Annotated in this window: 27 protein-coding genes; 24 read left to right on the top strand and 3 right to left on the bottom strand. The window is 59.0% G+C overall.

What is annotated here, in order from left to right:
* Window positions 1-7: 7 nt before the first annotated feature.
* The 24 genes from fliE (at window position 8) to M5D89_RS12565 (ending at window position 23,087) form a co-directional block, all read left to right on the top strand.
* Window positions 8-331: a flagellar hook-basal body complex protein FliE gene (fliE, locus tag M5D89_RS12680; RefSeq protein WP_248886163.1), complete on the top strand. Its 324-nt coding sequence runs from the start codon at window positions 8-10 to the stop codon at window positions 329-331.
* A 20-nt stretch (window positions 332-351) separates the two neighbouring features.
* Entirely contained in the window at window positions 352-2,055 is a 1,704-nt protein-coding gene (fliF, locus tag M5D89_RS12675; RefSeq protein ID WP_248886162.1) for a flagellar basal-body MS-ring/collar protein FliF, read from the top strand.
* Window positions 2,039-3,043, top strand: coding sequence for a flagellar motor switch protein FliG (gene fliG / locus M5D89_RS12670; protein WP_248886161.1), 1,005 nt, complete (start codon window positions 2,039-2,041; stop codon window positions 3,041-3,043). The genes fliF and fliG overlap by 17 nt, the downstream gene beginning before the upstream one ends.
* Entirely contained in the window at window positions 3,044-3,787 is a 744-nt protein-coding gene (locus M5D89_RS12665) for a flagellar assembly protein FliH (protein WP_248886160.1), read from the top strand.
* Complete coding sequence (gene fliI / locus M5D89_RS12660; RefSeq protein ID WP_248886159.1) at window positions 3,784-5,169, top strand: flagellar protein export ATPase FliI; 1,386 nt, start codon at window positions 3,784-3,786, stop codon at window positions 5,167-5,169. Before M5D89_RS12665 ends, fliI begins: the two co-directional genes overlap by 4 nt.
* Entirely contained in the window at window positions 5,166-5,612 is a 447-nt protein-coding gene (locus M5D89_RS12655) for a flagellar FliJ family protein (RefSeq protein ID WP_248886158.1), read from the top strand. The genes fliI and M5D89_RS12655 overlap by 4 nt, the downstream gene beginning before the upstream one ends.
* 48 nt (window positions 5,613-5,660) lie before the next feature.
* Entirely contained in the window at window positions 5,661-6,929 is a 1,269-nt protein-coding gene (locus M5D89_RS12650; RefSeq protein ID WP_248886157.1) for a flagellar hook-length control protein FliK, read from the top strand.
* Between the two features lie 10 nt (window positions 6,930-6,939).
* Window positions 6,940-7,953 (top strand): flagellar motor switch protein FliM, encoded by a 1,014-nt coding sequence (gene fliM, locus M5D89_RS12645; RefSeq protein ID WP_248886156.1) that lies wholly within the window; start codon window positions 6,940-6,942, stop codon window positions 7,951-7,953.
* A gap of 2 nt (window positions 7,954-7,955) precedes the next feature.
* On the top strand, window positions 7,956-8,390 hold the full coding sequence (fliN, locus tag M5D89_RS12640; protein WP_248886155.1) for a flagellar motor switch protein FliN: 435 nt from the start codon (window positions 7,956-7,958) through the stop codon (window positions 8,388-8,390).
* Window positions 8,390-8,920: a flagellar biosynthetic protein FliO gene (fliO, locus tag M5D89_RS12635; RefSeq protein WP_248886154.1), complete on the top strand. Its 531-nt coding sequence runs from the start codon at window positions 8,390-8,392 to the stop codon at window positions 8,918-8,920. Before fliN ends, fliO begins: the two co-directional genes overlap by 1 nt.
* 23 nt (window positions 8,921-8,943) lie before the next feature.
* The gene (gene fliP, locus M5D89_RS12630; RefSeq protein WP_248886153.1) at window positions 8,944-9,615 is read left to right on the top strand and encodes a flagellar type III secretion system pore protein FliP; all 672 of its coding nucleotides are present in this window, start codon (window positions 8,944-8,946) and stop codon (window positions 9,613-9,615) included.
* 13 nt (window positions 9,616-9,628) lie between these two features.
* Window positions 9,629-9,901: a flagellar biosynthesis protein FliQ gene (gene fliQ / locus M5D89_RS12625; protein WP_248886152.1), complete on the top strand. Its 273-nt coding sequence runs from the start codon at window positions 9,629-9,631 to the stop codon at window positions 9,899-9,901.
* A complete protein-coding gene (gene fliR, locus M5D89_RS12620) occupies window positions 9,898-10,689 on the top strand; it encodes a flagellar biosynthetic protein FliR (RefSeq protein ID WP_248886151.1) in 792 nt (263 codons plus the stop codon). Before fliQ ends, fliR begins: the two co-directional genes overlap by 4 nt.
* A 3-nt stretch (window positions 10,690-10,692) precedes the next feature.
* Window positions 10,693-11,823, top strand: coding sequence for a flagellar biosynthesis protein FlhB (flhB, locus tag M5D89_RS12615; RefSeq protein WP_248886150.1), 1,131 nt, complete (start codon window positions 10,693-10,695; stop codon window positions 11,821-11,823).
* Between the two features lie 3 nt (window positions 11,824-11,826).
* Window positions 11,827-13,881, top strand: coding sequence for a flagellar biosynthesis protein FlhA (flhA, locus tag M5D89_RS12610; protein ID WP_248886149.1), 2,055 nt, complete (start codon window positions 11,827-11,829; stop codon window positions 13,879-13,881).
* A 24-nt stretch (window positions 13,882-13,905) separates the two neighbouring features.
* The gene (gene flhF, locus M5D89_RS12605; RefSeq protein WP_248886148.1) at window positions 13,906-15,042 is read left to right on the top strand and encodes a flagellar biosynthesis GTPase FlhF; all 1,137 of its coding nucleotides are present in this window, start codon (window positions 13,906-13,908) and stop codon (window positions 15,040-15,042) included.
* 16 nt (window positions 15,043-15,058) lie between these two features.
* Window positions 15,059-15,925, top strand: coding sequence for a MinD/ParA family protein (locus M5D89_RS12600; RefSeq protein ID WP_248886147.1), 867 nt, complete (start codon window positions 15,059-15,061; stop codon window positions 15,923-15,925).
* A 6-nt stretch (window positions 15,926-15,931) separates the two neighbouring features.
* A complete protein-coding gene (gene fliA, locus M5D89_RS12595; RefSeq protein ID WP_248886146.1) occupies window positions 15,932-16,654 on the top strand; it encodes an RNA polymerase sigma factor FliA in 723 nt (240 codons plus the stop codon).
* Window positions 16,654-17,397: a flagellar motor protein gene (locus tag M5D89_RS12590; protein ID WP_248886145.1), complete on the top strand. Its 744-nt coding sequence runs from the start codon at window positions 16,654-16,656 to the stop codon at window positions 17,395-17,397. Before fliA ends, M5D89_RS12590 begins: the two co-directional genes overlap by 1 nt.
* A gap of 66 nt (window positions 17,398-17,463) precedes the next feature.
* A complete protein-coding gene (locus tag M5D89_RS12585) occupies window positions 17,464-18,753 on the top strand; it encodes an HDOD domain-containing protein (RefSeq protein WP_248886144.1) in 1,290 nt (429 codons plus the stop codon).
* A gap of 88 nt (window positions 18,754-18,841) precedes the next feature.
* Window positions 18,842-20,863: an excinuclease ABC subunit UvrB gene (gene uvrB / locus M5D89_RS12580; RefSeq protein WP_248886143.1), complete on the top strand. Its 2,022-nt coding sequence runs from the start codon at window positions 18,842-18,844 to the stop codon at window positions 20,861-20,863.
* 25 nt (window positions 20,864-20,888) lie between these two features.
* A complete protein-coding gene (locus M5D89_RS12575; RefSeq protein ID WP_248886142.1) occupies window positions 20,889-21,695 on the top strand; it encodes a flagellar brake protein in 807 nt (268 codons plus the stop codon).
* 59 nt (window positions 21,696-21,754) lie between these two features.
* Entirely contained in the window at window positions 21,755-22,828 is a 1,074-nt protein-coding gene (gene fliK / locus M5D89_RS12570) for a flagellar hook-length control protein FliK (RefSeq protein WP_248886141.1), read from the top strand.
* Window positions 22,812-23,087, top strand: a complete 276-nt coding sequence (locus tag M5D89_RS12565) for an EscU/YscU/HrcU family type III secretion system export apparatus switch protein (RefSeq protein ID WP_248886140.1) — start codon at window positions 22,812-22,814, stop codon at window positions 23,085-23,087. Before fliK ends, M5D89_RS12565 begins: the two co-directional genes overlap by 17 nt.
* A gap of 96 nt (window positions 23,088-23,183) precedes the next feature.
* Here the strand turns inward: M5D89_RS12565 and M5D89_RS12560 are convergent, their stop codons facing one another.
* The 3 genes from M5D89_RS12560 to M5D89_RS12550 are packed head-to-tail and all read right to left on the bottom strand — an operon-like array spanning window position 23,184 to window position 25,112.
* Window positions 23,184-23,987 carry an META domain-containing protein gene (locus M5D89_RS12560; protein WP_248886139.1) on the bottom strand — a complete coding sequence of 268 codons (804 nt, stop codon included), beginning with the start codon at window positions 23,985-23,987 and terminating at the stop codon, window positions 23,184-23,186.
* 17 nt (window positions 23,988-24,004) lie between these two features.
* Window positions 24,005-24,565: an HdeD family acid-resistance protein gene (locus tag M5D89_RS12555; RefSeq protein WP_248886138.1), complete on the bottom strand. Its 561-nt coding sequence runs from the start codon at window positions 24,563-24,565 to the stop codon at window positions 24,005-24,007.
* Between the two features lie 49 nt (window positions 24,566-24,614).
* The gene (locus tag M5D89_RS12550; RefSeq protein WP_248886137.1) at window positions 24,615-25,112 is read right to left on the bottom strand and encodes an AAA family ATPase; all 498 of its coding nucleotides are present in this window, start codon (window positions 25,110-25,112) and stop codon (window positions 24,615-24,617) included.
* Between the last annotated feature and the right edge of the window lie 95 nt (window positions 25,113-25,207).

Genomic DNA, 25,207 nt, shown 5'->3' with positions numbered 1-25,207 from the left:
TAGGGTCATGAGCAGTGTAGAGTCGCTGGATAGCCTTCTCAGTCAGTTACGAGCCCTGAGCGAGCAGGCGCAGGGATTGAAAACCAATCCTCAGGGTACGGGCGGAGTGGGCGACTTTGCCGACACCCTGAAAAAAATGGTGGATGGCGTAAATGCTCAGCAGAGTTCCGCGAATACCCTGCAAAATCAGTTTGCGAGTGGCGATCCCGGGGTCAGTCTGAGTCAGGTCATGGTCGCCTCCCAGAAGGCAGATCTCTCCTTTCAAACCATGCTCCAGGTACGCAACAAGCTGGTTTCGGCCTACCAGGACATCATGAACATCTCTGCCTGAGTCGCGGGGAGTGAAATCCTATGGCCGATGAAGCCCTGACCTCGCCTGGCGTGCGCCTCGATCCGCGGCAATGGCAACAGCACTGGCAGGCGATGCCAGCGAATCGTCGCTTCGCCTTTCTTGTGGCTGGTGCTGCCGTTCTTGCCGTTTTGCTGGTGGCAGCACTTTGGCATGGTTCCTCCAGCTATCAGGTGCTCTATGCAGGGCTTTCTAATCGGGATGGTGGGCAGGTCATTGCCCAACTGCAAAAGCTGAATGTCCCCTTCCGCATCGGTGATGGCGGCACAGTCATCACGGTGCCCAGCGATGTGGTCTACAGCACGCGCATGAAACTCGCCGCTGCCGGATTGCCGCATGGCGATAGCGTGGGCTTTGAGCTGCTCGACCACGAGCCCATGGGCACCAGCGATTTCGTCGAACATGTGAATTACCAGCGTGCCTTGGAGGGTTCGCTGGAGCGCACCATTTCCTCCCTGAGCGAAGTCGAGCATGCACGCGTGCAGCTGGCAATTCCAAAACCATCGGTCTTCCTGGATCAGGAGCAGAAGCCGACGGCCTCGGTCATGCTCACCTTGTATCCGGGACGGCAACTTTCTGCCGCCCAGGTGGCGGGAATCCTCCATCTGGTGGCGGCCAGTGTGCCAGGCCTGGAAGACAAAAACGTTACCATAGTCGACCAACATGGGGATTTGCTCAGTAGTCATGCGGAACAGTCCCTGGGCCTGCAGCCAGCGCAATTCGCCTACCAGCAGGCCATTGACGCCGAATACCAAAAGCGCATCGAGGCGATCATCGCGCCAATCGTCGGGAATAATGGCGTGCATGTAGCTGTCTCTACCGACGTTGATTTTGCTAAGAGCGAGAGCAGTTCGGTGACCTATGGCAAGAATCAGGTGCTCAGCCAGCAGGTGCACAGCAGTAGCAGCACCGGCGGTGAGGGACCCTATGGTGTTCCGGGCGCCCTTTCGAACCAGCCTCCGGGGGTAGCGATCGCGCCGCTGAGCGCGCCGACGGTCTCCACCTTGTCACCGGCCGGGCTGATCGCCCTGGCTCCGACGCTGAAAAGCCTGGCGCCTACCCAGAGTAGCAGCGGCACCACCACCAACTATGATGTCGACAAGACGATTACGCACACGGTCAGTCCGGTAGGCTCGGTCAAGCGGATTTCCGTGGCGGTGCTGATTGATGAAAAGCCGCTACCGGGTGGAACAGATAAGCAGTTTGCCGCGTTGCCCAGTGCGCAGATCCAGCAGATCCAACAATTGGTGGAGGAGAGCATCGGTTATGATGCCAAGCGGGGCGATTCGGTGAAAGTCGTACAGATGCCCTTTGCGAGCAGTCAGGAGAACGCGGTCCTACCCTGGTGGCAACAGTCGTGGTTCTTGAGCCTTGCGCATGGGGCGCTGCGCTATCTTGCCATCCTCCTGCTTGCCTTCTTGCTCTTCCTCGGCCTGATCAAACCCGTCTTGCGGTTGTTGCGCGAGCGCCAGGAACGCCAGCAGGCGATGTCGGCAGCTTCTGGAGTTGCGGTGCAGGGTCAGGAAGGACAGGTTCCGGGATATGGTAGGGGCGCAGCGAGCGCGATGTCGGGAGAGGAAGAGGTGGAGCTGCCAGCGGATCCGCTCAAGACAGATCTGTATGTGGCGCGGCAGTTGGTGATGCAGGATCCTGCCCGCGCCGCTCAAGTCGTCAAGGAATGGTTGAACGGTGAGCACGGGAGCTGATCTCAATGGCATGGAGCGCAGCGCCATCCTGCTCCTCAGTTTGGGAGAGGATGAGGCCGCTGAGGTGATGCGCCACCTTGGTCCGCGCGAAGTGCAAAAACTCGGTGCCACCATGGCAAAAATGGCACAGGTCAGTACTGATCAGGCGCGCACCGTACTGTCCGATTTCCGCGCCCGCCTGGAACATCAGACTTCGCTGGGGATCGGAAGTGACCAGTACATTCGGAGCATGCTCACCAAGGCCCTCGGCGACAAGGCGGGCTCGATCATCGACCGGATTCTGCATGGCGGCGAAGCCAACGGGCTGGAAAATCTGAAATGGATGGATGCCCGTTCCGTCGCCGATTTGATCAAGCTCGAACACCCGCAGGTACTGGCCATGATCCTGGCCTACATGGAGCCGGAGCAGGCCAGCGAGGTAATTCATTTTTTGCCGGAGCGAACCGTTGGTGAGGCCATGATGCGCCTTGCCAGCCTGGAAACCGTGCAGCCCGGCGCCATTCGTGAACTCAACGAAATTCTGGAAGAGCAGATTTCCGGCGATTCGCAGTCGCTACAGGTGGCGACCTTGGGTGGTCCCAAGGCGGCAGCCGAGATCCTCAATCGCCTGGAGACGAGCCGATCGGGGAGCATCCTTGAGCAGATTCGCGAGTCCGAACCAGAGCTTGCTGAAAAAGTTCAGGAAAAGATGTTCGTTTTCGATGATCTCGCCAAGCTCGATGATCGCAGTCTGCAGGTCCTGCTGCGTGAGGTGCCGTCGGATGGCCTGGTTGTGGCCCTGAAGGGGGCACCGGGACCATTGCGGGAAAAGTTTTTTTCTAACATGTCGAAGCGTGCCGCCGAGATGCTGCGTGACGACCTCGACGCCAAGGGTCCGGTACGCCTCAGTGAGGTCGAGTCGGCACAGAAGTCCATCCTGCAGGTCGCGCAGCGCCTGGATGCAGCCGGTCAGATCAACTTGACTGGTGGCGGCGAGGAGATGCTGTAAATGCCGAGTAGCGATGCGGAAATCATCCAGCGCGAGCAGATCTCCCAAGTACAGCGCTGGCAGTTGCCGCCGGTACGCGCCTTCGGCCAGCCGGTCGCAGCCGAAGAGCCGCCACCGGCGGTGGAGGCGGGAGAAGAACTCGCAGTGCAGGATGTCCGTTTGCCGACCGCAGAAGAATTCCAGCAGATGGTCGCGCGGGCGGAGGAAGAGGGACGGCAGCGCGGGCATGCGGCGGGGCTGCTTGCCGGTCGGGAGGAGGGTTTGCAGGCCGCCAGTGCGGATATTGCCAGCTTCCAGCGCCTCGTGCAGGAGTTGGCGGAGCCGATCCAGCGTTTCAGCGCCGGGGTAGAGCAGGCCCTGCTCACGCTATCTCTGGAAATTGCCAAGCAAGTCATCCGGCAGGAATTACAGGCTCGCCCCGAGCTCCTTCTGCCATTGGTCCGTGAGGCCCTGGCAGCCGTTCCTATCGGCAGCGGGGCGCCGATTCTGCGTTTACATCCACAAGACTGCCAGTTGATTGCCGAGCAAATGCCCGAGCTTGCCAAAGCAGGGGTGTTGTGCGAGGCAGATGATACCCTAGAGCGTGGTTCGCTGATCGTACAGACCGGCCTGGATGCTGCTACTCTGCGTCCGGATCGTCGCTGGCAGGAGCGCTCTGAGGCGTCAGCGACGGAGCTCGACCTGCGCCTCGCGACGCGTTGGCGCCAAGTTTTGGATACCCTCTTTGCTGGGGTTGAAGTATGAGCCTTGCGTCTCTCCCGCAGGATCGCTGGGAGGCGCATCTGCGTCAGCTGCGCCAGCGCTTGCCGGAGCGTCCGGCGCCCCTTCTGCCCAGTGGCCGCCTCTTGCGCATTGTCGGTCTGGTCTTGGAGGCCGAGGGTCTCGCCGTCGGTATCGGCACCCGCTGTCAGGTACGTGCCGCCCAAGGTCGCTCGGTAGACGCAGAAGTCGTCGGCTTTCGCGACGATCGCCTGCAGCTGATGGCGGCTGGTGACCTGCATGGGGTGGCGCCGGGCGCGCGCATTCAAGCGCTGGCTGGGGAAGCCCAAGGAATCGCGAGTCTCGCCATGCTGGGGCGTGTTGTCGACGGGCAGGGTTCGCCCATCGATGGGCAGGGGCCGATTGTGGATGCGGAAGCCGTCTCGCTGACGGGCAAGGCCATCAACCCGCTTTCCCGCGCTCCCATTCGCCAGAGCCTGGATGTTGGAGTGCGTGCAATCAATGCGTTGTTTACCGTTGGCCGTGGTGCACGGATGGGATTGTTCGCCGGCAGCGGCGTGGGCAAGAGCGTGCTCCTGGGAATGATGGCGCGCAATACCGAGGCCGACGTCATCGTCGTTGGCCTGATTGGTGAACGCGGGCGAGAAGTGCAGGAGTTTATCGAGGATATCCTGGGCGAAGCGGGTCGGCGCCGTTCGGTGGTGGTTGCCGCCCCGGCCGATGCGCCGGCGCTCACCCGAGTTCGCGGTGCCCATTTGTGCACCGCTATCGCCGAGTATTATCGCGATCGCGGTCAGCAGGTGCTGCTCTTGATGGACTCCCTCACCCGCTATGCCATGGCGCAGCGAGAGATTGCCCTGGCGGTTGGCGAACCCCCCGCAGTGCGCGGCTATCCGCCCTCGGTATTTGCCCGTTTGCCGGCCTTGGTGGAGCGAGCAGGCAATGGTGATCGGGATGGCGGGAGTATTACCGCATTTTATACGGTTCTGATGGAGGGGGATGATCAGCAGGACCCTATCGCTGACAGTGCCCGAGCCGTTCTCGATGGGCATATCGTGTTGTCCCGTTCCTTGGCGGAGCAGGGACATTATCCGGCCATTGATCTGGAAGCTTCCATCAGCCGGGTGATGCCCAACATTGGCTCAGCGCGGCAAATGCAGGCGATGCAGCGCTTGAAGCGCTTGTATGGACGCTATCGCGAGCAACGTGATCTGATTGCGGTCGGGGCCTATGCCCCAGGAATGGACCCGGTGCTCGACCAAGCCGTGCGGCTCTACCCACGGATTGAGGAATTTCTTCGTCAGGATCAGCACGAATCAGTATCCCTGCAGCGCTCGCGAGACGAGCTCTTCGCGCTGCTCGATGACGGCCCGGTCGTGCCTGCCACAAGCGAGGCGCAAGGGTGAGCCGCGAAGGTACCCTACGGTATTTGCAGGATGTTGCCCAAACGCAGGAGCAGGAACTGCGCCGTTCCTTGCTCGCGCAGCAGCGGCTCCTGCAGCAACTGCAGGAAAAATACGCCTTGCTGCAGGAGTATCTGCGCCAGTACCGGCAAGATTATGCCGCGCGGGAGTGTGCCGGCATCGCCGGTGCGGAGGTGCTGCGCTGGCGTGGCTTCCTGCAGCAATTGGCGGATGTGTTACAGCAGCAGGAGCGCTTGATCCAGGAGCAGGAACAGCGTCTGCTGCGATTGCAGGAGCAGTGGCGGATGGCAAAGGCAAAGGAACATGGTTTTGCGCATCTGCTGCAGCGTCTGGATGATGCCAAACAGCTGGCGGAGCTGAGCAGGATGCAAAAGGAGATGGATGCGTGGGCGGCGCGCGCCGTACAGATGCGCACGAGTTTCTAGGCGGACCGATTCTTGCTAGAAATTCGCTATGGATAGGGAGATGAGCCAATGAGTATGCTACCTGTCGTTGCGCCAGCGACCCCGGAACCTGCAGCCTCCACAAATCCGCCGGCGAACCCCGGTGGTAGCGGCGCCCGTAGTGGTTTTGCGCAGATCCTGTCGCAGCACACGCAAGCACCTGTAGCGAAGGACGATCACTCAGCCTTGAGCGGGCCAAACAAAACGTCAGAGCAGAGCTCGCCTGGGGAATCCGTACAGCGTCCCGCGACGGGTACAGATACGGCCGGGAAGAAGCCCGCTGCGCGCTCCGCCGCGGCGGGCACGCCCAACAGTGGACCGTTGCTTGTCCGAGATAAGGCCGCGTTGGCGGCGCAGCAGTCCGAATTGCTCGCCGGTGTCCCGCCTCCCGCTGCAACCAGCACGGCGCCGGGAGCCATCGCGCCGATCTTGTCGACCCAGGAACTGACGCCACGAGCAAACCAGCAGGGAGAGAAAAAGGGCAAGCAATCCAGCACTGCCGAGCCCGTTACGAGCGTGCTCGGCTTCCTCCCAACTTATCCAAACCAGGGGGCTGGAATAACAGCGGAGAAAGAGGTCTTGGCCCACAGCGACAAGTCTCTGCCCTCTCGGCAGCTGCTACGGGATGCCGGCACACTACAGATGCCAGATCCGCATCCCGGCCATGCTGCCACAGCGGATCTGCCCGTGCAGGTTACGCTCCCACAGTCTTCCTTTCGCTCCTTGCTGGCAACGGAAGCCGGGTCGCCCGGTCAGGGGCAGAATCTGGAAAAGATCAAGTTGGCAGACCCCGGTACCAACCTCGTGTCTGGTGCAAGTCCGCTGCTAAGCTTGGTGCAGATGCCGCAGTCCAACCAGCAGGGGGCGGCACCCGCACAATTGCAGCTCACTCCTGCTCTGCAGGAGCAACCTGCCTGGGGGCAGGCCCTGGGGCAAGGGCTACAGTGGATGAGTCAAGGCGGGGTGCAACAGGCGATCCTGCATATCCATCCAGAGCATCTGGGCCCCTTGGTGGTCCAATTGGGAGTCAGCCAGAACGGTCAGGCATCGGCGGTCTTTTTGTCCGCACATCCCGAGGTGCGCGAGGCAATCGCCGCCGCCGTGCCTCAATTGCAGCAAAGTTTTGCGGCCATGGGTCTGCAGCTTGGCCAGGCGAGTGTGGGGTCGGGTAGCTCTGGGTGGACGGGGAGCAGGCGGAATGAGCCGCAGAGCGGGAAGATCGAGGAAACCCTGGCGGAGGGCATCACGTCGTTGCCTTCAGCGACCGTGCATCAGGGTTTGCTGAGCACTTTTGTCTAGGAATGGAAGCATGGGTCAGCAAATCTTGAGTCAGGATGAAGTCGACGCGCTCTTTCAGGGAATGAACGAAGGCGAGGTCGATATTACTCCCGAGGAGGATATCGAGCAGGGCGGCGTTCGCCCCTATGACCTGGCCAACCAGGATCGCATCGTCCGCGGACGCATGCCAACCCTGGAGGTGATGAATGAGCGTTTTGCCCGCTTGTGGCGGGTAAGCTTATTCAATTTTTTGCGGCGCAGCGCAGAAATCTCCATTGGCTCGGTAAAACTGGTGAAATACAGCGAATTCATTCGCAGTATGGTAGTGCCAAGCAATATCAATATGGTGCAGTTAAAACCATTGCGCGGTTTATGTCTCTTTGTCTTTGATCCGCGCCTGATCTTTTCGGTGATCGACAATTATTTTGGTGGTGATGGACGTTTCCATGCCCGTATCGAAGGCCGCGATTTTACTCCGCTGGAAACCAGGATTATCAATAAGCTGCTGGGGATGGCGATGCAGGATTTCAAAACTGCCTGGCGACCGGTGATTGATTTGTCCCCCGAATTGCAACGTTCGGAAGTCAACCCGCAATTCGTGAACATTGCGACACCGACGGAGGTGGTGATTACGACCGAATTTCAGGTAGAACTGGAATCAGGGGCAGGATCGTTACAGATTTGTTTGCCCTATGGAATGGTCGAACCGGTACGCGATCAGCTTACCGCAGGTACCATGGCCGATCGTTCGGAAGTGGATAAACGCTGGATTCAATCGCTGAATACCGAGATGCAGGAAGCGGAACTCGAGCTGCAGATTGAATTCGTGCGCAAGCAATTGACCGTTGCGCAGATTCTGCAGTTGCGGGATGGTGACGTCATTCCCATTGAACTACCCGATCAGCTTTTGGCACGGGTAGAAGGAATTCCGGTTTTTTCTGGTTGCTACGGTGCCCATGGAGAGAAATATGCGATACAGTTCGACCATGCGTTGGCGCCGGAAACCGATGAGGGATTGAGCGCCATGGCGGCGTGGGAGAAATGAAGATGGCCGAGGAAGAAAAGGACACGACGAGCCAAAACGCTGCTGACGATGTAATGGCGGATTGGGCAGCGGCCATGGCGGAGCAGGGGGCCGAGGACCCGTCGGCAGCCGCGCAGAGTGCTGCGACGCAGCCGGTGTCCATGCCGCCCCTGCAGGATAGTGGCCGGCGGGAAAATGCCCCCAACCTCGACATGATTCAGGATATCCCCGTTACCCTGTCGGTAGAGCTGGGGCGAACCCGCATTCAGATCCGTAATCTCCTGCAGTTGGCGCAGGGCTCCGTGGTGGAGCTCGAGCGCCTCGCTGGTGAACCGATGGATGTCCTGGTGAATGGTTATCTGATCGCGCAGGGTGAGGTGGTTCTGGTCAACGACAAGTTTGGCATCCGCCTGACCGATATCATCAGTCCGGCGGAGCGGGCAAAGAAGTTGCGCTGATGCAGCACTTGCCTGTCAAGGAGTCGTCGTTGCGACTGTCAAGACTCCGACATTTCTCTCTTCTTTTGCTTGGCCTGCCGCTGCCTGCCTTCGCTGCCACAGCGGCTGCGCCCAACGTCTTTTCCTCTTGGGCCATTCTCCGTTTGATCTTCGCCCTGATCTTGGTCTTGCTGGTATTTTTTGCCTTGATTTGGCTCTTCCGACGCATGCAACCAGGTAGCATGGGAAGCGCAGGCAGTCCCATGCGGGTGCTCGCCTCCCTGCCGTTGGGGGCGCGGGAACGCCTCTTGCTAGTGGAGGTCGGCAAGCAGCAGTTATTGCTTGGGGCTACGCCAGCCGGGATCTCCCTCTTGCATGCCCTGACAGAACCGCTGCCGCTCGATTCCGGCAGTACAGCCTTTTCCGGCTGGCTGCGGCAAGCAATGGAGAGGCGCAAGCAAGGGACATGGCAAAACGATCGACAAAGTTCAGTGCGGGAAGAGCCGTCTTCTTCCACCTCGGGCTCTTCCTCGGAGGAGTCCTCCTCCTAGCGGGTCCAAGTGTTGCGGCGGGTTTGCCTGGCGTCACGGCCAGTCCGGCTCCTGGTGGCGGCACGGAGTACAGCCTGAGTATTCAGACCCTGCTCTTTCTGTCCGTTCTGGTATTTTTGCCGGCCATGCTGCTGATGATGACGGCCTTCACCCGCATCATCATCGTACTGTCCCTGCTCAAACAGGCCCTCGGCTCGACCCAGATGCCACCGTCGCAGGTGATGGTGGGCCTGGCCCTGTTCCTGACCTTTTTTGTGATGGCGCCGGTATTCCAGAAGCTCAACACCGAGGCACTGCAACCGCTCGCCAATAACCAGATCAATCTGAGTCAGGCCATGGAGCGCTCCGAAGGACCGCTACGAACCTTCATGCTATCCCAGACCCGTCCGGACGACCTCGCCTTGTTCGTGAAACTGTCCGGCCACAAGCAATTGCGCGCCCCCGACGATACGCCCATGGATCTGTTGATCCCCGCCTTCATCACCTCGGAATTGAAGACCGGATTTCAGATCGGCTTTCTGATCTTTATCCCCTTTGTGATCATTGACTTGGTGGTAGCGGCAGTATTGATGTCATTGGGCATGATGATGCTGTCACCGGTCACCGTCTCGTTTCCCTTCAAGCTGATGCTTTTTGTGTTGGTCAATGGCTGGGATCTGGTGATTGGCTCCCTGGTGCAGAGCTTTATTCATTAAGGAGGGGGCGACAATGAGTCCGGGAAGTGTAATCAGCGTTGCCGAGCACGCCATCTGGACAGCGCTCTGGCTTTCTCTGCCTTTGCTTGGCGTGGCCTTGGTGGTAGGCGTCCTGGTCAGCATTTTTCAAGCCGCAACGCAGATCAATGAAATGACCCTGAGTTTCGTCCCCAAGGTGCTGGTACTGGCCCTGGTCGGGGTGATCGCCGGGCCGTGGATGCTGCAATTGATGATGAGCTATACCACCCATCTGTTTCACCAGATCCCCCAGTTGATCAACCAATGATTGCCCTCAGCAGCAGCCAGATCGAGCATTGGATTGGCGCCTTTTTCTGGCCCTTCGTGCGCATCCTGGCCTTTCTCAGTACGGCCCCGGTATTCAGCGCCACCCAGATTCCCATCCAGGTACGCGTGGGGCTCGCGGTGCTGCTCAGTGTTGCCCTGACCCCGGCCTTGCCGGAGATGCCACCCGTGGAGTTTCTATCCGGTGATGGCTTGTTGCTGTTGCTGGAACAGATCCTGATCGGGGTCAGTATCGGCTTTGCCGTGACCCTGATCTTCAGCGCAGTACAGTTTGCTGGTTCGGTGATCAGTCTGCAGATGGGTCTGGGTTTCAGTACCTTCTTCGATCCGCAAACCGGGGTGGCGATTCCTACCATTTCCAATTTTCTGAACCTGATCGTTCTCTTGCTCTTCATGGCGCTGAACGGGCAGTTGCTTACCTTGGTGGTACTGGATCGCAGTTTTACGATTTTTCCGGTGAGCACGCAGTTGCAGCTGCACGCCAATGCCTGGCATAGCCTGGTGGCGGCAGCGGGGATGGTCTTTGCGCTGGGCTTGGCGATCGCTTTGCCGGTTTTGGGTGCCTTGCTGCTGATCAATATTGCTCTTGGCGTGCTGAGCAAATTGGCACCGCAGCTCAATCTCTTTGTCATTGGTTTCCCGCTCTTGATCATCTTGGGATTTGTCGCCCTGGCCTTGCTGATGCCCGCAATGCCGATACTGGTACAGCATTTGTTGAATCTCTCTCTGCAGCTCAGCAATCAGGTGCTGCTGCAGGCGGCGCGAGGCTAAGCGATGGCAGAAGACAGCGGGCAGGAACGCCAACACGCGGCGACGGGAAAACGCATCGAGGAGGCGCGGCGCAAAGGGCAGGTGCCGCGCTCTCGTGAGCTCTCTACCAGCGCGGTCCTGTTGGTGGCGGGAGGGGTTTTCTATCTCTTCGGTACCCGTCTGGATATCGGCAGCCAGCAGTTTCTCTATGCTGGGCTGCACCTGTCCTCAGCCACCATGTTGAACCAGCACGATCTGCTGCAACACCTGCTGCATATGGCGGCCTATGCCTTGCACTGGCTCTTGCCCTTCTTGCTGATACTCACGGTGATTGTGCTACTCGCCGGCATGGCCTTGGGCGGGTGGAATTTCAGCGGCAAGGCCTTGGTTCCCGACTTTTCCCATCTCAATCCCCTCACCGGGCTACAGCGGCTGTTCTCCCGCAATGCCCTCCTGGAGCTGGTAAAGGCGATGCTCAAGGCGTTGGTGATTGGCGGTGTCGGCGCCACTTTGGTCTATGCCCAGCGCCGTGCCTTGCTCGGTCTGATCGATGAAGATCCGCGGGCGGCCATTCTGCACCTGTTTGCGATGCTCGGTCTGTTGTTTCTCTTCATGGCGGCCAGCACCTTGTTGATCGTTGCCTTCGATGTCCCCTTTCAGCTTTGGTCCTACAACGAAAAACTGAAAATGACCGAACAGGAAGTGAAGGACGAAATGAAGGAACAGGAGGGCAATCCGGAGGTCAAGCGCCGTATTCGCACTCTGCAACGCGAGATGGCGCGGCGGCGCATGATGGCCGCGGTGCCTAAGGCCAGTGTCGTGGTCACCAACCCCACCCATTATGCGGTAGCCCTGCGCTATGACGAAGGAAAGGACGCTGCTCCCGTTCTGCTGGCCAAGGGGGCGGACAGGGTGGCGGCCAGGATCCGGGAGATCGCGCGCGAGCATGGCGTTCCTCTGGTGGAGGCCCCGCCGCTCGCACGTGCCTTGTATCACCACGTTGAACTCGAGCAACAGATTCCCGCCCAGCTCTACCGGGCGGTAGCGGAGTTGCTCTCCTATTTGTACCAGATCCGACTGGCACGCCCGGGGCAGATCCCGGAGCTGCCGCAGGAATGGTCTGTTCCGGCAGAACTCGACCAGGGAGGACGATGAGCGATGGAAGCCCTGCTGCGTCTGTTGCGCCGTATCAATTGGCATACCCTCGCGGCGCCAATTCTGGTGGTGATGATCCTGGCGATGTTGATCATCCCGCTGCCCACCTTTCTCTTGGATACCTTCTTTACCTTCAACATCAGTCTGGGCCTGATCATCCTCCTGGTCAGTCTATATATGACCAGGCCGTTGGAGTTCTCCGCCTTTCCGACGGCACTGCTCCTGACTACCTTACTGCGCCTGTCCCTCAATGTCGCAGCCGCCCGGATCATCCTGTTGCATGGTCAGAATGGCCCGGGGGCAGCGGGGGTGGTGATCGAGTCCTTCGGCGCATTTGTGGTGGGTGGTGATTATGCCGTCGGTATTATCGTCTTTGCGATCCTGGTCATCATCAATTTTGTGGTGATTACCAAAGGTGCGGGGCGGATCGCGGAGGTCAGCGCGCGCTTTACCTTGGACGCTATGCCGGGCAAGCAGATGGCCATCGACGCGGATCTGAACGCGGGGCTGATCGATCAGCAGGAGGCCCAGCGGCGGCGTCAGGAGATCGCCCAGGAAGCGGATTTTTTTGGCGCCATGGACGGTGCCAGCAAATTTGTTCGCGGGGATGCCATTGCCGCCATCCTCATCCTTTTCATCAACCTGATCGGCGGCCTGATCATCGGTGTCTGGCAACATGGCCTATCGCTCAACACCGCCGCCCACGACTACACCCTGCTCAGCATTGGCGACGCCCTAGTCGCCCAGATTCCCGCCCTGGTCATTTCCATCGCCGCCGGCATCGTCGTTAGTACGGTCAATATGGGCAGCGACCTGGGCAGACAGTTGTTGGGAGAGTTGTTACGCAATGATGAGGTCTTGATTGTGGTGGCAATCATTCTCGGACTGTTGGGCATCATTCCGGGCATGCCCCATCTGCCGTTCCTGGGGGCGGCGATGGTGCTGGGTGGCTTTGCCTGGTGGCGTCGGCGTCAGCGCCCAAAAGAAGATACCGCGACCGCCCCCAGTCCGGCTGCGGAGTCGGAGGAAGTCGGTTGGGATAGCGTCGAGCCCGTCGATCCCCTCGGTCTGGAGTTGGGCTACCGCTTGATCCCCCTGGTAGACAAGGGCAGCGGGGGTGAACTTTTAGCGCGCATTCGCGGGGTGCGAAAAAAATATGCCCAGGACTTCGGTTTCCTGGTCCCCGCCGTACACGTACGCGACAACCTCGAGCTACGCCCCACGCTCTACCGCGTCACCATGAAGGGGGTGGAGGTGGCGAGCGGCGAAGTCCTGCCCGATCTCCTCTTGGCCATTGATCCCGGTAATGTGCTCGGCAAGTTGGAAGGCACACCGACCCAGGACCCGAGTTTTGGTCTGCCCGCGGTATGGATCGATGCCAGTTCCCGCGACAAGGCGGTAGCGTTGGGCTACACCGTCGTGGATCCGGCAACGGTGATCGCGACGCACCTGCATCAGGTGCTACAGCAACGTGCGGCCGAGCTCCTGGGGCGGGAAGAGGTGGAAGGCTTGCTTTCCCACCTGGCGGTACGCTCGCCTAAGCTCGTGGAAGATGTCATCCCCAAGCTTCTCTCTGCCGACAAATTCAAAAAGATCTTGCAGAACTTGCTGCGGGAATCGGTGCCCATCCGCGATTTGCGCAGCATCGTCGAGACTTTGGCGGAGCACGCTGCTGAAAGTCAGGATATCGACGCCCTGACCGCCGCGGTGCGGCAGGCCCTGGGGCCTTACATCGTCCAGGATCTCTTTGCGGGGCAGAACGAGCTCCCGGTGGCGGTACTCGACGCAACATTGGAACAGTTATTGCAAGACGGGCTGCGCAACGGCCAAGGGGAGCAGATCGAGCCTGGCCTGGCACAGAGGGTGTTGGAAAAGGCGGGGACGCTGATGCAGCAGATGGAGGCCGGTGGGATGCAGCCTGTACTCTTGGCAATGGGGCCGATGCGCGGCTTCCTGGCGCGGTTTCTGGCGCGGGCTGCACCCCGTCTGCGGGTACTTTCCTACGGCGAAATTCCCGACAACAAACGCATTCGGGTAGTGGCCACGTTAGGCGCCTAAGGGCTTTGCGAGGATGGATGAACGATGAAGATTCGCAGATTTCAGGGAAGCAACACGCGGGAGGTGTTGGGGCAGATTCGGCAAAGCTTGGGCGCCGATGCCGTGATTCTCTCCAACCGTAATCTCGCCGAGGGGGTGGAGATTGTCGCTGCCATTGATTTTGACGAAGAAGCCGTCGCGGCGCCGGCGGTGACCTGGCCACAGGCCTTGCGCCAGGAAGAGAAGCCCCGTGCCGAGTCGCCGCGTCTGGAGGATGAGAGAGAAAGCAAGGGGGTGCAGCCCACGCGAGCTGTGGAGCCGGTTCGGCAAGAGCTGCAGGCCCTGCAGGCCTTGGTCGAAAAACGCTGGGGGCGAGCGCAGGCGGTAGCCAACAGCGCCCCCAGTTGCGACCCGCAATGGTTGAAAAATCTGGGATTTTCCTCTCAGCTCCTGCCACAACTGGAATCCGCCACGGCGGAGCTAGGCGCCCGAGCCGGGATGCGCCAGGTGCTGGAGGGGCAGATCGGATCCCTCGCAAATCCGTTGGGGGACGGCGGAATCTTCGCCATTCTCGGTCCTACCGGGGCAGGCAAGACGACGAGTGTCGCCAAGCTTGCTGCGCAGCAAGTCCTGCAGCATGGGCCGGAAAGTGTCGCCCTGTTCACCAGTGATACCTACCGCATCGCCGGCGTGGAACAGCTCAACATCTATGCCAAGATTCTTGGGGTTCCGGTAGAAGTGCTGCGTGGACCAGAGGACCTCCTCACGGCATTACAAAAGCACCATCAGCGCCGCTGGATATTTATCGATACCATGGGCCTCAGTCCGCGCGACGGGCGTCTCGACGAACAACTGCAATGGCTGGATGCACTCGGGAATGGCCTGCAACGGTTTCTGCTGCTTCCCGCAAGTCTCGCACAATATAGCCTGGATCAGGTTTTGCAGCCCTATACCAAGCTTTCCTTGGGAGCGGCCATCCTCAGCAAGCTCGATGAAGCCCCCGCCTGTGGTGCGGTGCTGGAGTGGCTGGCGGCGCGGAAATTGCCACTGGCCTATCTCAGCGATGGGCAGAAAGTCCCCGAGGATATCCACGCCCTCGATTGGGAGCGCTTGCTGGACAGCATGGGGCTGCAGTCGTCCACCCTCGCCGCGGCGACAGACAGCCGCTATCATGAAGCATAAGATGATGGAGCCACCAATGGCGATGAACGACTGGGGTGATCAGGCCGAGGGTTTGCGGCGCATGCAGACGGGGTTGAGCAGAGTTCTGGCGATTGCCAGTGGCAAGGGCGGCGTGGGCAAAACCAACCTCGCCGTGAATTTGGCTCTGGCCCTGGCGGCGCGGCGGAAGCGGCCGCTCCTTTTTGACGCCGATCTTGGCCTGGGCAATATTGATGTATTGCTCGGTCTGAGCCCGCGCTTCCACCTTGCGCATGTATTGGCGGGGGAGAAGACCTTGGCGGAGATCATTCTTCCGGGTCCGCAGGGAATAGAAATCCTGCCTGCCGCGAGTGGGATCGCGGATATGGCCAACTTGGATGTCCGGCAGCAGTCTGGGCTACTGGACGCCCTTGCCGCGTTGGAGAAGCGTTATGATTACCTGATCCTGGACCTTGCGGCAGGGATTGGCTCGGATGTATTGCGCTTTTCCCAGGCTGCTGACCATGTCCTGGTCGTGGTCACCAATGAGCCAGCGTCCATCACGGATGCCTACGCTTACATGAAGGTCATGCGGCGGGATCACGGGCTGCAGAACTTCTGGATCATTCCCAACATGGTGCGCGATGCGGTGGAGGGTGAAAAGCTCTTTTCGCGTTTGGCGGCGGTCGCTCGGCAGTACTTGGAGCTGGAGCTGCGCCATGCGGGGAATATCCCCATGGACCCTTACCTGCGCAGTGCTGTACGGACCCAGCAACCGCTGTTGCAACGTTTCCCGGACAGTGCGGCGGCCAAGGCCTACCGTGCCCTAGCGGACACTATCCTCACCTGGCCTGCGCCAGCCATGCCGGCTGGCGGGGGCCTGTTTTCCACGCGCCTCCTCTTCGAGGAAGATCAATCTGGATGAGCGTGCATGTCTGATCCCAGCGTCGAAAACGCGATTCGCAGTGCCCAGGTTGCAGAATATCTGCCGCTGGTCCAGCGGATTGCGCAGCGGCTGCGGGCGCGCTTGCCCGCAAGTGTCGATCTGGGCGATCTGGTGCAGGCTGGCCTGATGGGTTTGCTGGACGCCCTGGAGCAGAAGGAAGACAGCGTAAACGAAACGGCATTCCAGAGTTATGCCGGGATTCGCATTCGCGGCGCGATGTTGGATGAATTGCGTGAACAGGATTGGTTGCCGCGCCGCGCCCGTCAGCGCGAGCAGAAAATTGCCAAGGCCATGAGCCACCTAGAGCAACAGCTCGGGCGTCCTGCCAGTGAAGAAGAGCTGGCCCAGAGCCTGGGCTGGTCCTTGATGGAGTACCAGGAGGCCATCCGGGAAGGCGGTGGACAATTGTTATATCTGGAGGATCTGGCGAGTGAAAGCGAAGGTTTCGTGGCCCAGTATCTCCGCGACACCAGTGCAGATCTCCCTGGTCTCCTGAGTGCGCAACATTTTCAGCAGGACTTGCAGCGAGCGATCAGCCAGCTACCCGAACGGGAGCAGCTGGTCATGGCATTGTATTATCAGGAAGACCTGACTTTGCGGGAGGTCGGCAAGGTGCTGGATCTGACGGAATCCCGCGTCTCACAGATCTTGCGTCAGGCCGTGCTGCGCTTGCGTTCCTCCCTCCTGGACTGGCAGGAAGAGGCATAATGGATATCCTGACCATCCTTGGCCTGCTGGTAGCCATTGGTGGCATCTTGCTCGGGCAATTTCTCGATGGCGGGAATGTTGCCTCCATCATCCAACTCACGGCGTTTTGCATTGTCATCGGCGGTACGACCGGCGCGGTGATGATCCAATACAAACTACCAGTCTTTCTGCGTTCGTTGAAAATGCTACCCTGGGTGATCAAAGCGCCGGCATTGGATCCGCAGCCCTTGATCGAGCAATTGCTGAGCTGGAGTCATACGGCGCGAAAGAATGGATTGCTGGCATTGGAAAGCAGTCTCGACACGGTGGTCGACCCCTTTTTGCGCAAGGGCTTGCAGATGCTGGTTGATGGGGCTGAACCGCAGAAAATTCGCGATACGCTGCTGGTGGAATTGGAGGCCCGTGATGCAGCGGAGCGGCAGGCCGCAAAGGTCTTTGAATCCGCCGGTGGCTACTCGCCGACCATTGGAATCCTGGGGGCAGTGCTCGGCCTCATCCATGTGATGGAAAACTTGGCCGATCCAGCGAAACTTGGGGCAGGGATCGCCACCGCATTTGTGGCCACCATCTACGGGGTCGGCGCTGCCAATATTTTCTTTTTGCCCGTGTCGAATAAAATCAAGGGAATTGTGCATGAGCGTAGCTACCTGCGCGAGATGACCATCGAAGGACTGGTCGGTGTTGCCGAGGGGGAAAATCCAAAGATCATTGAGGCACGTTTACAAAGTTTCTATGTCCACTGAGCAGGTAGCGCAGATTCTGATGTTATTGGCGGTTATGAACCATTCGGGTAGAAAAGAGAAATAATCATGAGCGCAAAGGAAATGGCTGAAAGGCTGGCCCGGGAAGAGCTACCACTGCTGAAAGCGAATATCCGACAAATTTTAGCCAGCACCAATGATGAAACGCGTAGTTTGGCGGAAATCGGCGAGTTCGTCAGTCGAGATCCGGCACTGACAGCACAAGTTCTGCGCCTGGCCAATTCCGTGATGTACAGTACTGGTAGGGCGCCGCTCAATAGTTTACCGCGTGTGTTGATGATCCTAGGCTTAGGGCAGGTGCGTGCTCTTTGTTTCTCCGCCATGGTCCTCGAGAGTACGGTTGCAGCCAGTTATCAGGAGCGGGTATTTACACTACTGCGCAGCAGCCTGGAATTGGCAGGGCAGGCACGGTTCCTGGCCGAAAAATTCCGGGTCGATCCCGAACCCTATTTCCTTGCCGGGCTGCTCAGTCAGATTGGTCGAATCGCATTTTGGTGCGCGGGTGGAGCAGAGGCGGATAGCCTGCATCAGGCACTGCACGACGGTTACGAGGAAAACGAGGCGGAACAGAAAATACTCGGTTATACGCTCAGTCAGGTCGATCATTCGCTTCTCGCGCAGTGGGGATTGTCTAGTCTGCGCCAACTGCCCAACTGCGCGGGAATTCGCCTGGTCCCGCAGGCGAAACTGCTGATCGAGCTGATGAGAGACGATGACACCTCCGCATTGGAAAAGGAGCTGTTGAGGCTACAGCCGTTATTTCAACAAGCGCCACGCGAGTTGCTGCGGGCCTTGCGGGAAAATCGAGAGCGCGCCCTGGCAGTGCTGCCGCGTGATTTTTTGCACGATCCGGCACTTGGAAGTAACCAAATCGTCGGTAGTGTGTCTCTGCAAATGCGGGTCCTCGCGGATATGCACGCGTTACCAAAATCTGGCAGTTATCTTTCCAGCTTGGTCCAGATGGCAGTCAACGGGTTATGGCGGGCGGCAAATTGGGATCAGGCGGTTTTCGCGATATTGACGGCGCAGGGCTGGCGCGAAAAGTTCCGTGCTGGATCGGATCAGGGCGCTGCCAAGCCTTGGGCACTTGATGCGATTGTTCCGGATGACCTGCTCAGTAGCGGCTGGAAAAGGGTGGAAATTTGCGATGAGAATGGCGCTAAGGTTTTGCGCCTAGGTCAGGCCGGCGCGGCGGGCCTGCTGACATTGCTCGGTCGGCCCTCAGGGCTCTTGCTTGTCGCTTCGAACACGGCAGAGCCTAAAGACTTGGAGCCGCAATTTCTTGCCTTTGAGCGCTTCTATCGCCAGCTGGTGAAAATGCTTTCCACGCTGGATTGATCTGGTTGATCTGTCTGCCGATCCCGATAGCGCTTTTGTTGCTGCCGCAGTCGGGCTAAGCTACTTGGGCTTAGGGGAGCAGGGGCAAATGGAAAAGCGATTGCTGAAGCTGGAGAGTCTGTTTCCGCCGCAGGGTGATCAGCCCAGTGCGATTGCCGAGCTGGTGGCGGGGTTGGCGGCAGGGGAATATTTCCAGACCCTGCTGGGCGTTACCGGCTCGGGTAAGACGTTTACCATGGCCAACGTGATTGCGCAGACGCAGCGACCGGCGATCGTCATGGCCCCGAACAAGACCTTGGCGGCGCAACTGTATGCCGAGCTGCGCAGTTTTTTTCCGCACAATGCCGTGGAATATTTCGTCAGTTATTACGATTACTATCAGCCCGAGGCGTATGTGCCTTCTTCGGACACCTTCATCGAGAAGGATGCCTCCATTAATGACCACATTGAGCAGATGCGCCTGTCAGCGACCAAAGCCCTGCTCGAGCGACCCGACGTCATCATCGTCGCGACGGTATCCGCCATCTACGGCCTGGGTGACCCGGCCGCCTACCACCGCATGATCCTGCATCTGCGCGAAGGGGATCAGATGGAACAGCGCGCCATTCTGCGTCGTCTGGCGGACATGCAATACAGTCGTGATCCTCTTGAGCTGAAACGCAGTACCTTTCGCGTGCATGGAGATGTGATCGATATCTGGCCCGCAGAAAATGAAGACGAGGCGGTGCGGGTGGAGCTCTTTGGGGATGAGATCGAGCGCGTGTCGTTGTTCGACCCGCTCACCGGCAAAATCATCACCCGTCTCGCGCGCTACACGGTCTACCCCAAGAGTCATTATGTTACCCCGCGCGAAACCGTTTTGGCGGCCGTCGAGCAGATCAAGGAAGAGTTGCGCGAGCGTTTGCAGCTTCTGCAGCAGGCCAACAAGCTGGTGGAGGCGCAACGTCTGGAGCAGCGCACGCGCTTCGATTTGGAGATGATGGCGGAGCTGGGGTACTGCTCCGGTATCGAGAACTACTCCCGCTATCTGTCTGGGCGTGCTGCCGGTGAGCCGCCGCCGACCCTGATGGACTATTTGCCGGCCAACGCGCTGCTCTTCATCGACGAATCCCACGTCACCGTGCCGCAGTTTGGCGGTATGTACAAGGGCGACCGCTCACGCAAGGAAACTCTGGTCGAGTATGGCTTTCGCCTGCCCTCTGCCCTCGATAACCGGCCCTTGATGTTTGCGGAATTCGAACGTCTCATGCCGCAAACCGTGTTTATCTCCGCCACCCCGGGTCCTTACGAGCTAGAACACTCGGGTCGCGTGGTGGAGCAGCTCGTGCGCCCTACCGGCCTGGTCGACCCCCAAGTCGAAATTCGACCAGCACAGGGCCAGGTCGATGATCTAGTCGGCGAGATTCATCGCGTAATTGCCAGTGGCTGGCGGATTCTCGTCACTACCCTGACCAAGCGGATGGCCGAGGACCTCACCGATTATCTGCAGGAGTTGGGAATCCAATGTCGCTATCTCCATTCCGATATCGAGACCGTGGAGCGGGTAGAGATCATTCGCGATCTACGTGCCGGTGTCTTTGATGTCTTGATCGGTATCAATCTGCTGCGTGAAGGGCTCGATATGCCAGAGGTCGCGCTGGTCGCTATCCTGGACGCCGACAAAGAGGGGTTCCTCCGCTCGGAGCGATCCCTGGTGCAGACCATTGGCCGCGCCGCCCGCAATCTCGAGGGTCGTGCCGTCCTCTATGCAGACGTGGTGACCGGGTCCATGGAGCGCGCGATCCGCGAAACCGAGCGTCGGCGCGAAAAGCAATTGGCCTTCAATGCGGAACATGGCATTACGCCGAAAGGGATCATCAAGCCGGTGGCAGATATCATCGAAGGCGTCTACCACCGTTCTGGCAAGGGTCGGGCCAAGGTGGCCGAGCCCGATGCCCACTACGAAAGCGATGATCCGCAAAAGCTGGCGAAGCAGATCAAAAGCCTGGAGGAAAAAATGTACCGCCATGCGCGCAATCTGGAGTTCGAGGAGGCCGCGCGCTTGCGCGATGAGGTGCATCGTCTGCAGTCCAGATTGTTTGGGACAGAGACGACCTGTGCTAGCCTTTGAGCCAGACAAGGGAGGGCCAGGGAAAATGTCAGAAAATCTGCGGGATTTGCGACAGAAATTGTTCTGCAAGGATTTTCAGCTTGGCTCTGGGAGTAAGGCGCTGCATCTGCTGGAGCGAGTCGCGCACGAGCACCTGTTCTGTACCCTGTTTTTTGATGAGCGAGAGCACAGTTATACCTCCATGCTCCTGCCACGAGTGAACCCCAACACCCTGGTCCTGGATCCTCCCGTGGACCTGCCCAAGCAGGTCAGCGTCGGCGCTGGTGTTACGGTGCTCGTGCGCGTAGATGGGGTCATCACGGGTTTTTGCTCGACGCTCCGTGAGCGCGGAGATGACGAACTCGTCATCGACTTTCCTGAAAACGTGTATCAGATGCAGCGGCGGCAAGTGTACCGGGTGCCGCCCGCCATTGAAGATCCAGACCAGGTCACCATCACCCGTCAGGGTGCCGCTCGCTTGCTCGGCACCATGCAAGATATCAGCGTGGGCGGATTGCGTGCGCTTTTTCGGCCGGCACCACGAGATTTTCCGGTGCAGGCGGGAGAATTCCTTCCTCAGGTTCAATTTCAGCTGCGCCACGGAGGAGAGATCACGCTCCCAGGGATGGTTCGTTTCACCGATTTGCATAGTTCGCGAGGTGATGCCCTGATCGTTGGTGTCGAATTTGATGGTACTGCTCTGACTTCCCGGGAAATGATTGCCCAATATGTGCAGACTCGTGATCGGGAGATTCTCAAAGCCTTGGGATTGGGGTTGACGAGTGGCAAGGCCGGCGTGCCCCAGAAACCTCTCGGTCTGGGGGCAAAATTGCGCCGTTGGTGGCAGGGTTGATGTTGTTCCAGCGGGTTGATGGCTTCCATCAGCCATTCTCCACGCCTTAGCCTGCCGCCATGTCCACCTACCCCGTTCCGATTCTGGCGCAGCTCGGCGGCATTGGTGAAGGGCAGACGCTGCCGACAGGCAGACCGGCGGCAAATTTTGCGGCGCCGGGGACGCAGCTTTCTGGGTTGATTGTTGGGCGTTCTGGTACGCAAAGCCTGGTTCGTATCCTGGGACAGGATTTTCTATTGCAGCTCCCTAAGCGCTGGCCCAGTGACGTCCAGCAACTCTCTCTGATTTATCTCGGCGGACAGGAACAAGCCAAATTCCTGCTGTTGCAGCCACAAGCGCAGCAGAGTTTGCCAAAGTCGTCGCTATCCTTGCTGACCCAAACCTTGTTTGCCTCTGCGGTGGGTGAGGGCGCAGCACCAGCGGCTCTATCGCTGCCTCGCCTCGATCCCGCTGGCCAGCAATTCAGTACCCTCTTGGCTGCGTCACTACAGCAAGGGGTGGAGAATAGTGGTCTCTTTTATGAGGGACATCTGAAGGCTTGGGCGCAGGGAAACTATCCTCTGCAGCGCTTGTTACAGGAGCCACAAGGCAGGTTGAGTCCGCTGCTGAGCGGGGAGAATGTGGGGCGGACTTTGCTGCAGGGCAGCAGCTCGATCTTTGGCACGACGGAGACGCCTTCTTGGCAGGGACAGCAAGCCCTGGGAGCCTATACCCAGGTCGCCGCACTATCTGCCGCGTTATCGCCTGCACTACCCTCATCCCTGCAGCCGCTGTTGCAACAGCAAGGGCAGGCACTCCTGCAGCAGCAGATGCTGTGGACGTTTTCACCATGGCCGGGTCAGAGCGTGTCCTGGACCATCGGGCGTCGGCAAGAAGATTCTCGCGGCGGTCACGCGGAGCAAGAGGAGCAAGGGGCTTCCTGGGACAGTCGGGTGCAGCTGGATTTGCCAGCGATGGGAAAGCTGGACGCCCATCTGCGCATCCGCGCCGACGCCTTGCACATGCGTATTCGGGCAACGCCATCGGTATTGGCATTGCTGCAGGCGAGGAAGCAGGAACTGTTAGACGCTCTGCAAGCCTATGGATTGCACCCGCAGGTTGCGGTCGAGGAGGCTAGTGAGCAAGCAGAATAAGCAAAAAAGCGCGGCGGCACTGCACTACCGTCCTGGGGCCTCGGCGCCAACCCTGGTGGCCAAGGGGCAAGGCCTGATCGCCGAGCAGATCATTGCCACGGCCAAGTCTGCTGGGGTCTACGTCCATGAGTCTCAGGAGCTGGTGGCTCTGCTCATGCAACTGGACTTGGACCGGGAAATCCCGCCAAAACTGTACCAAGCGGTGGCGGAGTTGCTGGCTTGGGTGTATCGGCTGGAGCAGGAGCACGCGGCTCGCTGACCGGGCGGAGCTGCAGCCGCACCTTCTGCGCCGCGGGGTATTGCACAATTTCTCGGTACCACGCACACCATCACTATGGATTATGGAAATCGATGGCTAATGCGGTTCTGGTTGCGATAGTGCACGGAAGCGCGCGAGTACCGCGCCATCGCCACCCAATAACAATAGATGTTCTTTTTCCGTCCGAAATGCAGCGGTATGTTCGAGTACTATGGCAAAGGGCTGATCAATGGTCACACCAGCACATGCCATACGTGTGGAGATGATGGGTCCAAAATGTAGGTGTTGATCATTTCCGACGGTGTAAGCACCAGCAATGCGATTACATCCATCCCATCCACTCAAGTGCTGCGTTGCTGGCGAAAAAACGAGGTATGGCGCCTTGCTGGCAGAATGGACCTCTATATGGTTAGCAGGTAAGGATTGCAGTTGCCAGCGAAAGCTCTGGTAAAGTTCCTGTGTGCTAGTGAAATCTCCCACTTTGTGCAAAGGCCATTGCTGATTGCCGACAGATAGAGGCTGATCCTCCTGGGTCAGAGGAAGCAAGGCATTTTCCTGCACTTGGAAGCGACTGCCCCCACCATTTGGACCGCGTAACACGACCACGTTGCCCCCCGCCAGCCAGTGAAATTTTCCTGTCTCGCGAAATAGGCCTGACCGATCAGCATACTGGAGAGTTTGGATATATTCCCCATTGCTGCGCAGGACTACGGTCGCCCGGATTGCGGAGACGTCCGCTCCGGGCAGGTTTCCTGCATAACTTCCTTGCCAATCCAGCGCGGTCTGGCTGTTATGCTGGTCTGGGATGGTTGTTGCTGCCTGACCTCCCTCGGGCACGCGAGCGCAAGCAGCGATAGCCACAATTACGGCGAGAATGAGCGCAATATAATGTATTTTCATGCGCGCCGCTCCCGTAGTTACTTGTCATTTCCCGGCGTCAGGAAGCGGCTTAGAAGCAGCAACGCGATGCCATCAAAGAGTAGATTGATGCCCACAAAAATCCCGACCAGCACCAACGACCCACGCGGCCAGGTGAATAAAAACAACAGGGCGATGAATACATCGATAATGCCGCTAAAAATGAACCAGGGCCGCCCAATGCCGCCGGAACTCTGATGCGCGGTAAAGTTGCGGTAGGCATCCAAAAGAAAATACAAAATGAACAGCAACCCGAGACTGGCGATTCCGGCGGCGGGTTCCCAGACGATGATCAGCCCAGTGATCAATAACAACAGCGGACGCAACCAATCGGAAAAATGCCGTTGCTGATCGCCATACAAGTGGATGGACCAAAAGATGCCACCCAGAATGAGGATGGCTGCGACCAGTCCAACCGTCAGGGTGGAGAGAAAGACGGGGCTGACGAGGCCGATAAAACCGATGATGATCAGGAGAAAGGCTACTGGCTTGGTGTATTTGCCCAGCCGTTTTTGTTCTTCCCGCAGGACGGTAGAGAGATCTGGTGGCCGAAGTTCCATAGTACGCGACTCCCGGTGGCGATGATCCTGAGTCTAGCAGCTTTGCCGGCTATTGCTGAGCGCTTTCTGCCTCCAATGCCTGCCAGTACTCCTCTTCTGGCCGCAGCCGCTGAATCTGTTCGCGCAGTACTGCGGCGCCCACCGGGCAGGGGCGATTCTGATCTTGACGAATCAGTTCCACCAATGGCTGGGCGGGAAAGTATTTCAGCGTCATTTCCCGAACCTCCAAGCCTGCCAGGACTTTGGCCTCGCGCGCCAATTGTGCAGGGTCGATGTGGGTGTCCGCCAAGACCAGCACGTCGGCATCCAGCAGGCTCCGCACCCGCGCGAGCCAGCGTTCCTGAATTTCGCCCTCGCGACGACTATCCCAATCGGACCAGGAAAACGGGGTATGGTTTTCCTTGCCATGTAATTCCTGGCGTAATTGATCGCGCTCCAGAATCTCGATCTGTAGCCCCGGAAAGCTCTCTCGCAGGCCACGAGCCCAGGTAGATTTTCCTGACGCGCTGGTTCCTACCGTGAAAATTGCCAATATTTCCGTATTCATCGTCTAGTCTTTATGGGTTAAGTATCCACGGGCCACTGCGGGCGAACGCATGGACAAAAGTCTCGCCTTGGTGGATAGTAAGGCAAGGAAACCTG

The organism is Acidithiobacillus acidisediminis (assembly GCF_023277115.1).
GTDB lineage: Bacteria > Pseudomonadota > Gammaproteobacteria > Acidithiobacillales > Acidithiobacillaceae > Igneacidithiobacillus > Igneacidithiobacillus acidisediminis.
This window is presented reverse-complemented; position numbering and strand designations above follow the sequence as displayed.

What these genes read in the sequence shown, in the direction of transcription:
- fliM (WP_248886156.1), top strand. Translation starts at nt 6,940, where the DNA reads ATGGGTCAGCAAATCTTGAGTCAGGATGAAGTCGACGCGCTCTTTCAG.
- M5D89_RS12550 (WP_248886137.1), bottom strand. Translation starts at nt 25,112, where the DNA reads ATGAATACGGAAATATTGGCAATTTTCACGGTAGGAACCAGCGCGTCA.
- M5D89_RS12600 (WP_248886147.1), top strand. Translation starts at nt 15,059, where the DNA reads ATGGCGATGAACGACTGGGGTGATCAGGCCGAGGGTTTGCGGCGCATG.
- fliI (WP_248886159.1), top strand. Translation starts at nt 3,784, where the DNA reads ATGAGCCTTGCGTCTCTCCCGCAGGATCGCTGGGAGGCGCATCTGCGT.
- uvrB (WP_248886143.1), top strand. Translation starts at nt 18,842, where the DNA reads ATGGAAAAGCGATTGCTGAAGCTGGAGAGTCTGTTTCCGCCGCAGGGT.
- flhB (WP_248886150.1), top strand. Translation starts at nt 10,693, where the DNA reads ATGGCAGAAGACAGCGGGCAGGAACGCCAACACGCGGCGACGGGAAAA.
- fliA (WP_248886146.1), top strand. Translation starts at nt 15,932, where the DNA reads ATGTCTGATCCCAGCGTCGAAAACGCGATTCGCAGTGCCCAGGTTGCA.
- M5D89_RS12665 (WP_248886160.1), top strand. Translation starts at nt 3,044, where the DNA reads ATGCCGAGTAGCGATGCGGAAATCATCCAGCGCGAGCAGATCTCCCAA.
- flhA (WP_248886149.1), top strand. Translation starts at nt 11,827, where the DNA reads ATGGAAGCCCTGCTGCGTCTGTTGCGCCGTATCAATTGGCATACCCTC.
- fliQ (WP_248886152.1), top strand. Translation starts at nt 9,629, where the DNA reads ATGAGTCCGGGAAGTGTAATCAGCGTTGCCGAGCACGCCATCTGGACA.
- flhF (WP_248886148.1), top strand. Translation starts at nt 13,906, where the DNA reads ATGAAGATTCGCAGATTTCAGGGAAGCAACACGCGGGAGGTGTTGGGG.
- M5D89_RS12590 (WP_248886145.1), top strand. Translation starts at nt 16,654, where the DNA reads ATGGATATCCTGACCATCCTTGGCCTGCTGGTAGCCATTGGTGGCATC.
- M5D89_RS12650 (WP_248886157.1), top strand. Translation starts at nt 5,661, where the DNA reads ATGAGTATGCTACCTGTCGTTGCGCCAGCGACCCCGGAACCTGCAGCC.
- fliR (WP_248886151.1), top strand. Translation starts at nt 9,898, where the DNA reads ATGATTGCCCTCAGCAGCAGCCAGATCGAGCATTGGATTGGCGCCTTT.
- M5D89_RS12555 (WP_248886138.1), bottom strand. Translation starts at nt 24,565, where the DNA reads ATGGAACTTCGGCCACCAGATCTCTCTACCGTCCTGCGGGAAGAACAA.
- fliF (WP_248886162.1), top strand. Translation starts at nt 352, where the DNA reads ATGGCCGATGAAGCCCTGACCTCGCCTGGCGTGCGCCTCGATCCGCGG.
- fliK (WP_248886141.1), top strand. Translation starts at nt 21,755, where the DNA reads ATGTCCACCTACCCCGTTCCGATTCTGGCGCAGCTCGGCGGCATTGGT.
- M5D89_RS12560 (WP_248886139.1), bottom strand. Translation starts at nt 23,987, where the DNA reads ATGAAAATACATTATATTGCGCTCATTCTCGCCGTAATTGTGGCTATC.
- fliE (WP_248886163.1), top strand. Translation starts at nt 8, where the DNA reads ATGAGCAGTGTAGAGTCGCTGGATAGCCTTCTCAGTCAGTTACGAGCC.
- fliN (WP_248886155.1), top strand. Translation starts at nt 7,956, where the DNA reads ATGGCCGAGGAAGAAAAGGACACGACGAGCCAAAACGCTGCTGACGAT.
- M5D89_RS12585 (WP_248886144.1), top strand. Translation starts at nt 17,464, where the DNA reads ATGAGCGCAAAGGAAATGGCTGAAAGGCTGGCCCGGGAAGAGCTACCA.
- M5D89_RS12575 (WP_248886142.1), top strand. Translation starts at nt 20,889, where the DNA reads ATGTCAGAAAATCTGCGGGATTTGCGACAGAAATTGTTCTGCAAGGAT.
- fliO (WP_248886154.1), top strand. Translation starts at nt 8,390, where the DNA reads ATGCAGCACTTGCCTGTCAAGGAGTCGTCGTTGCGACTGTCAAGACTC.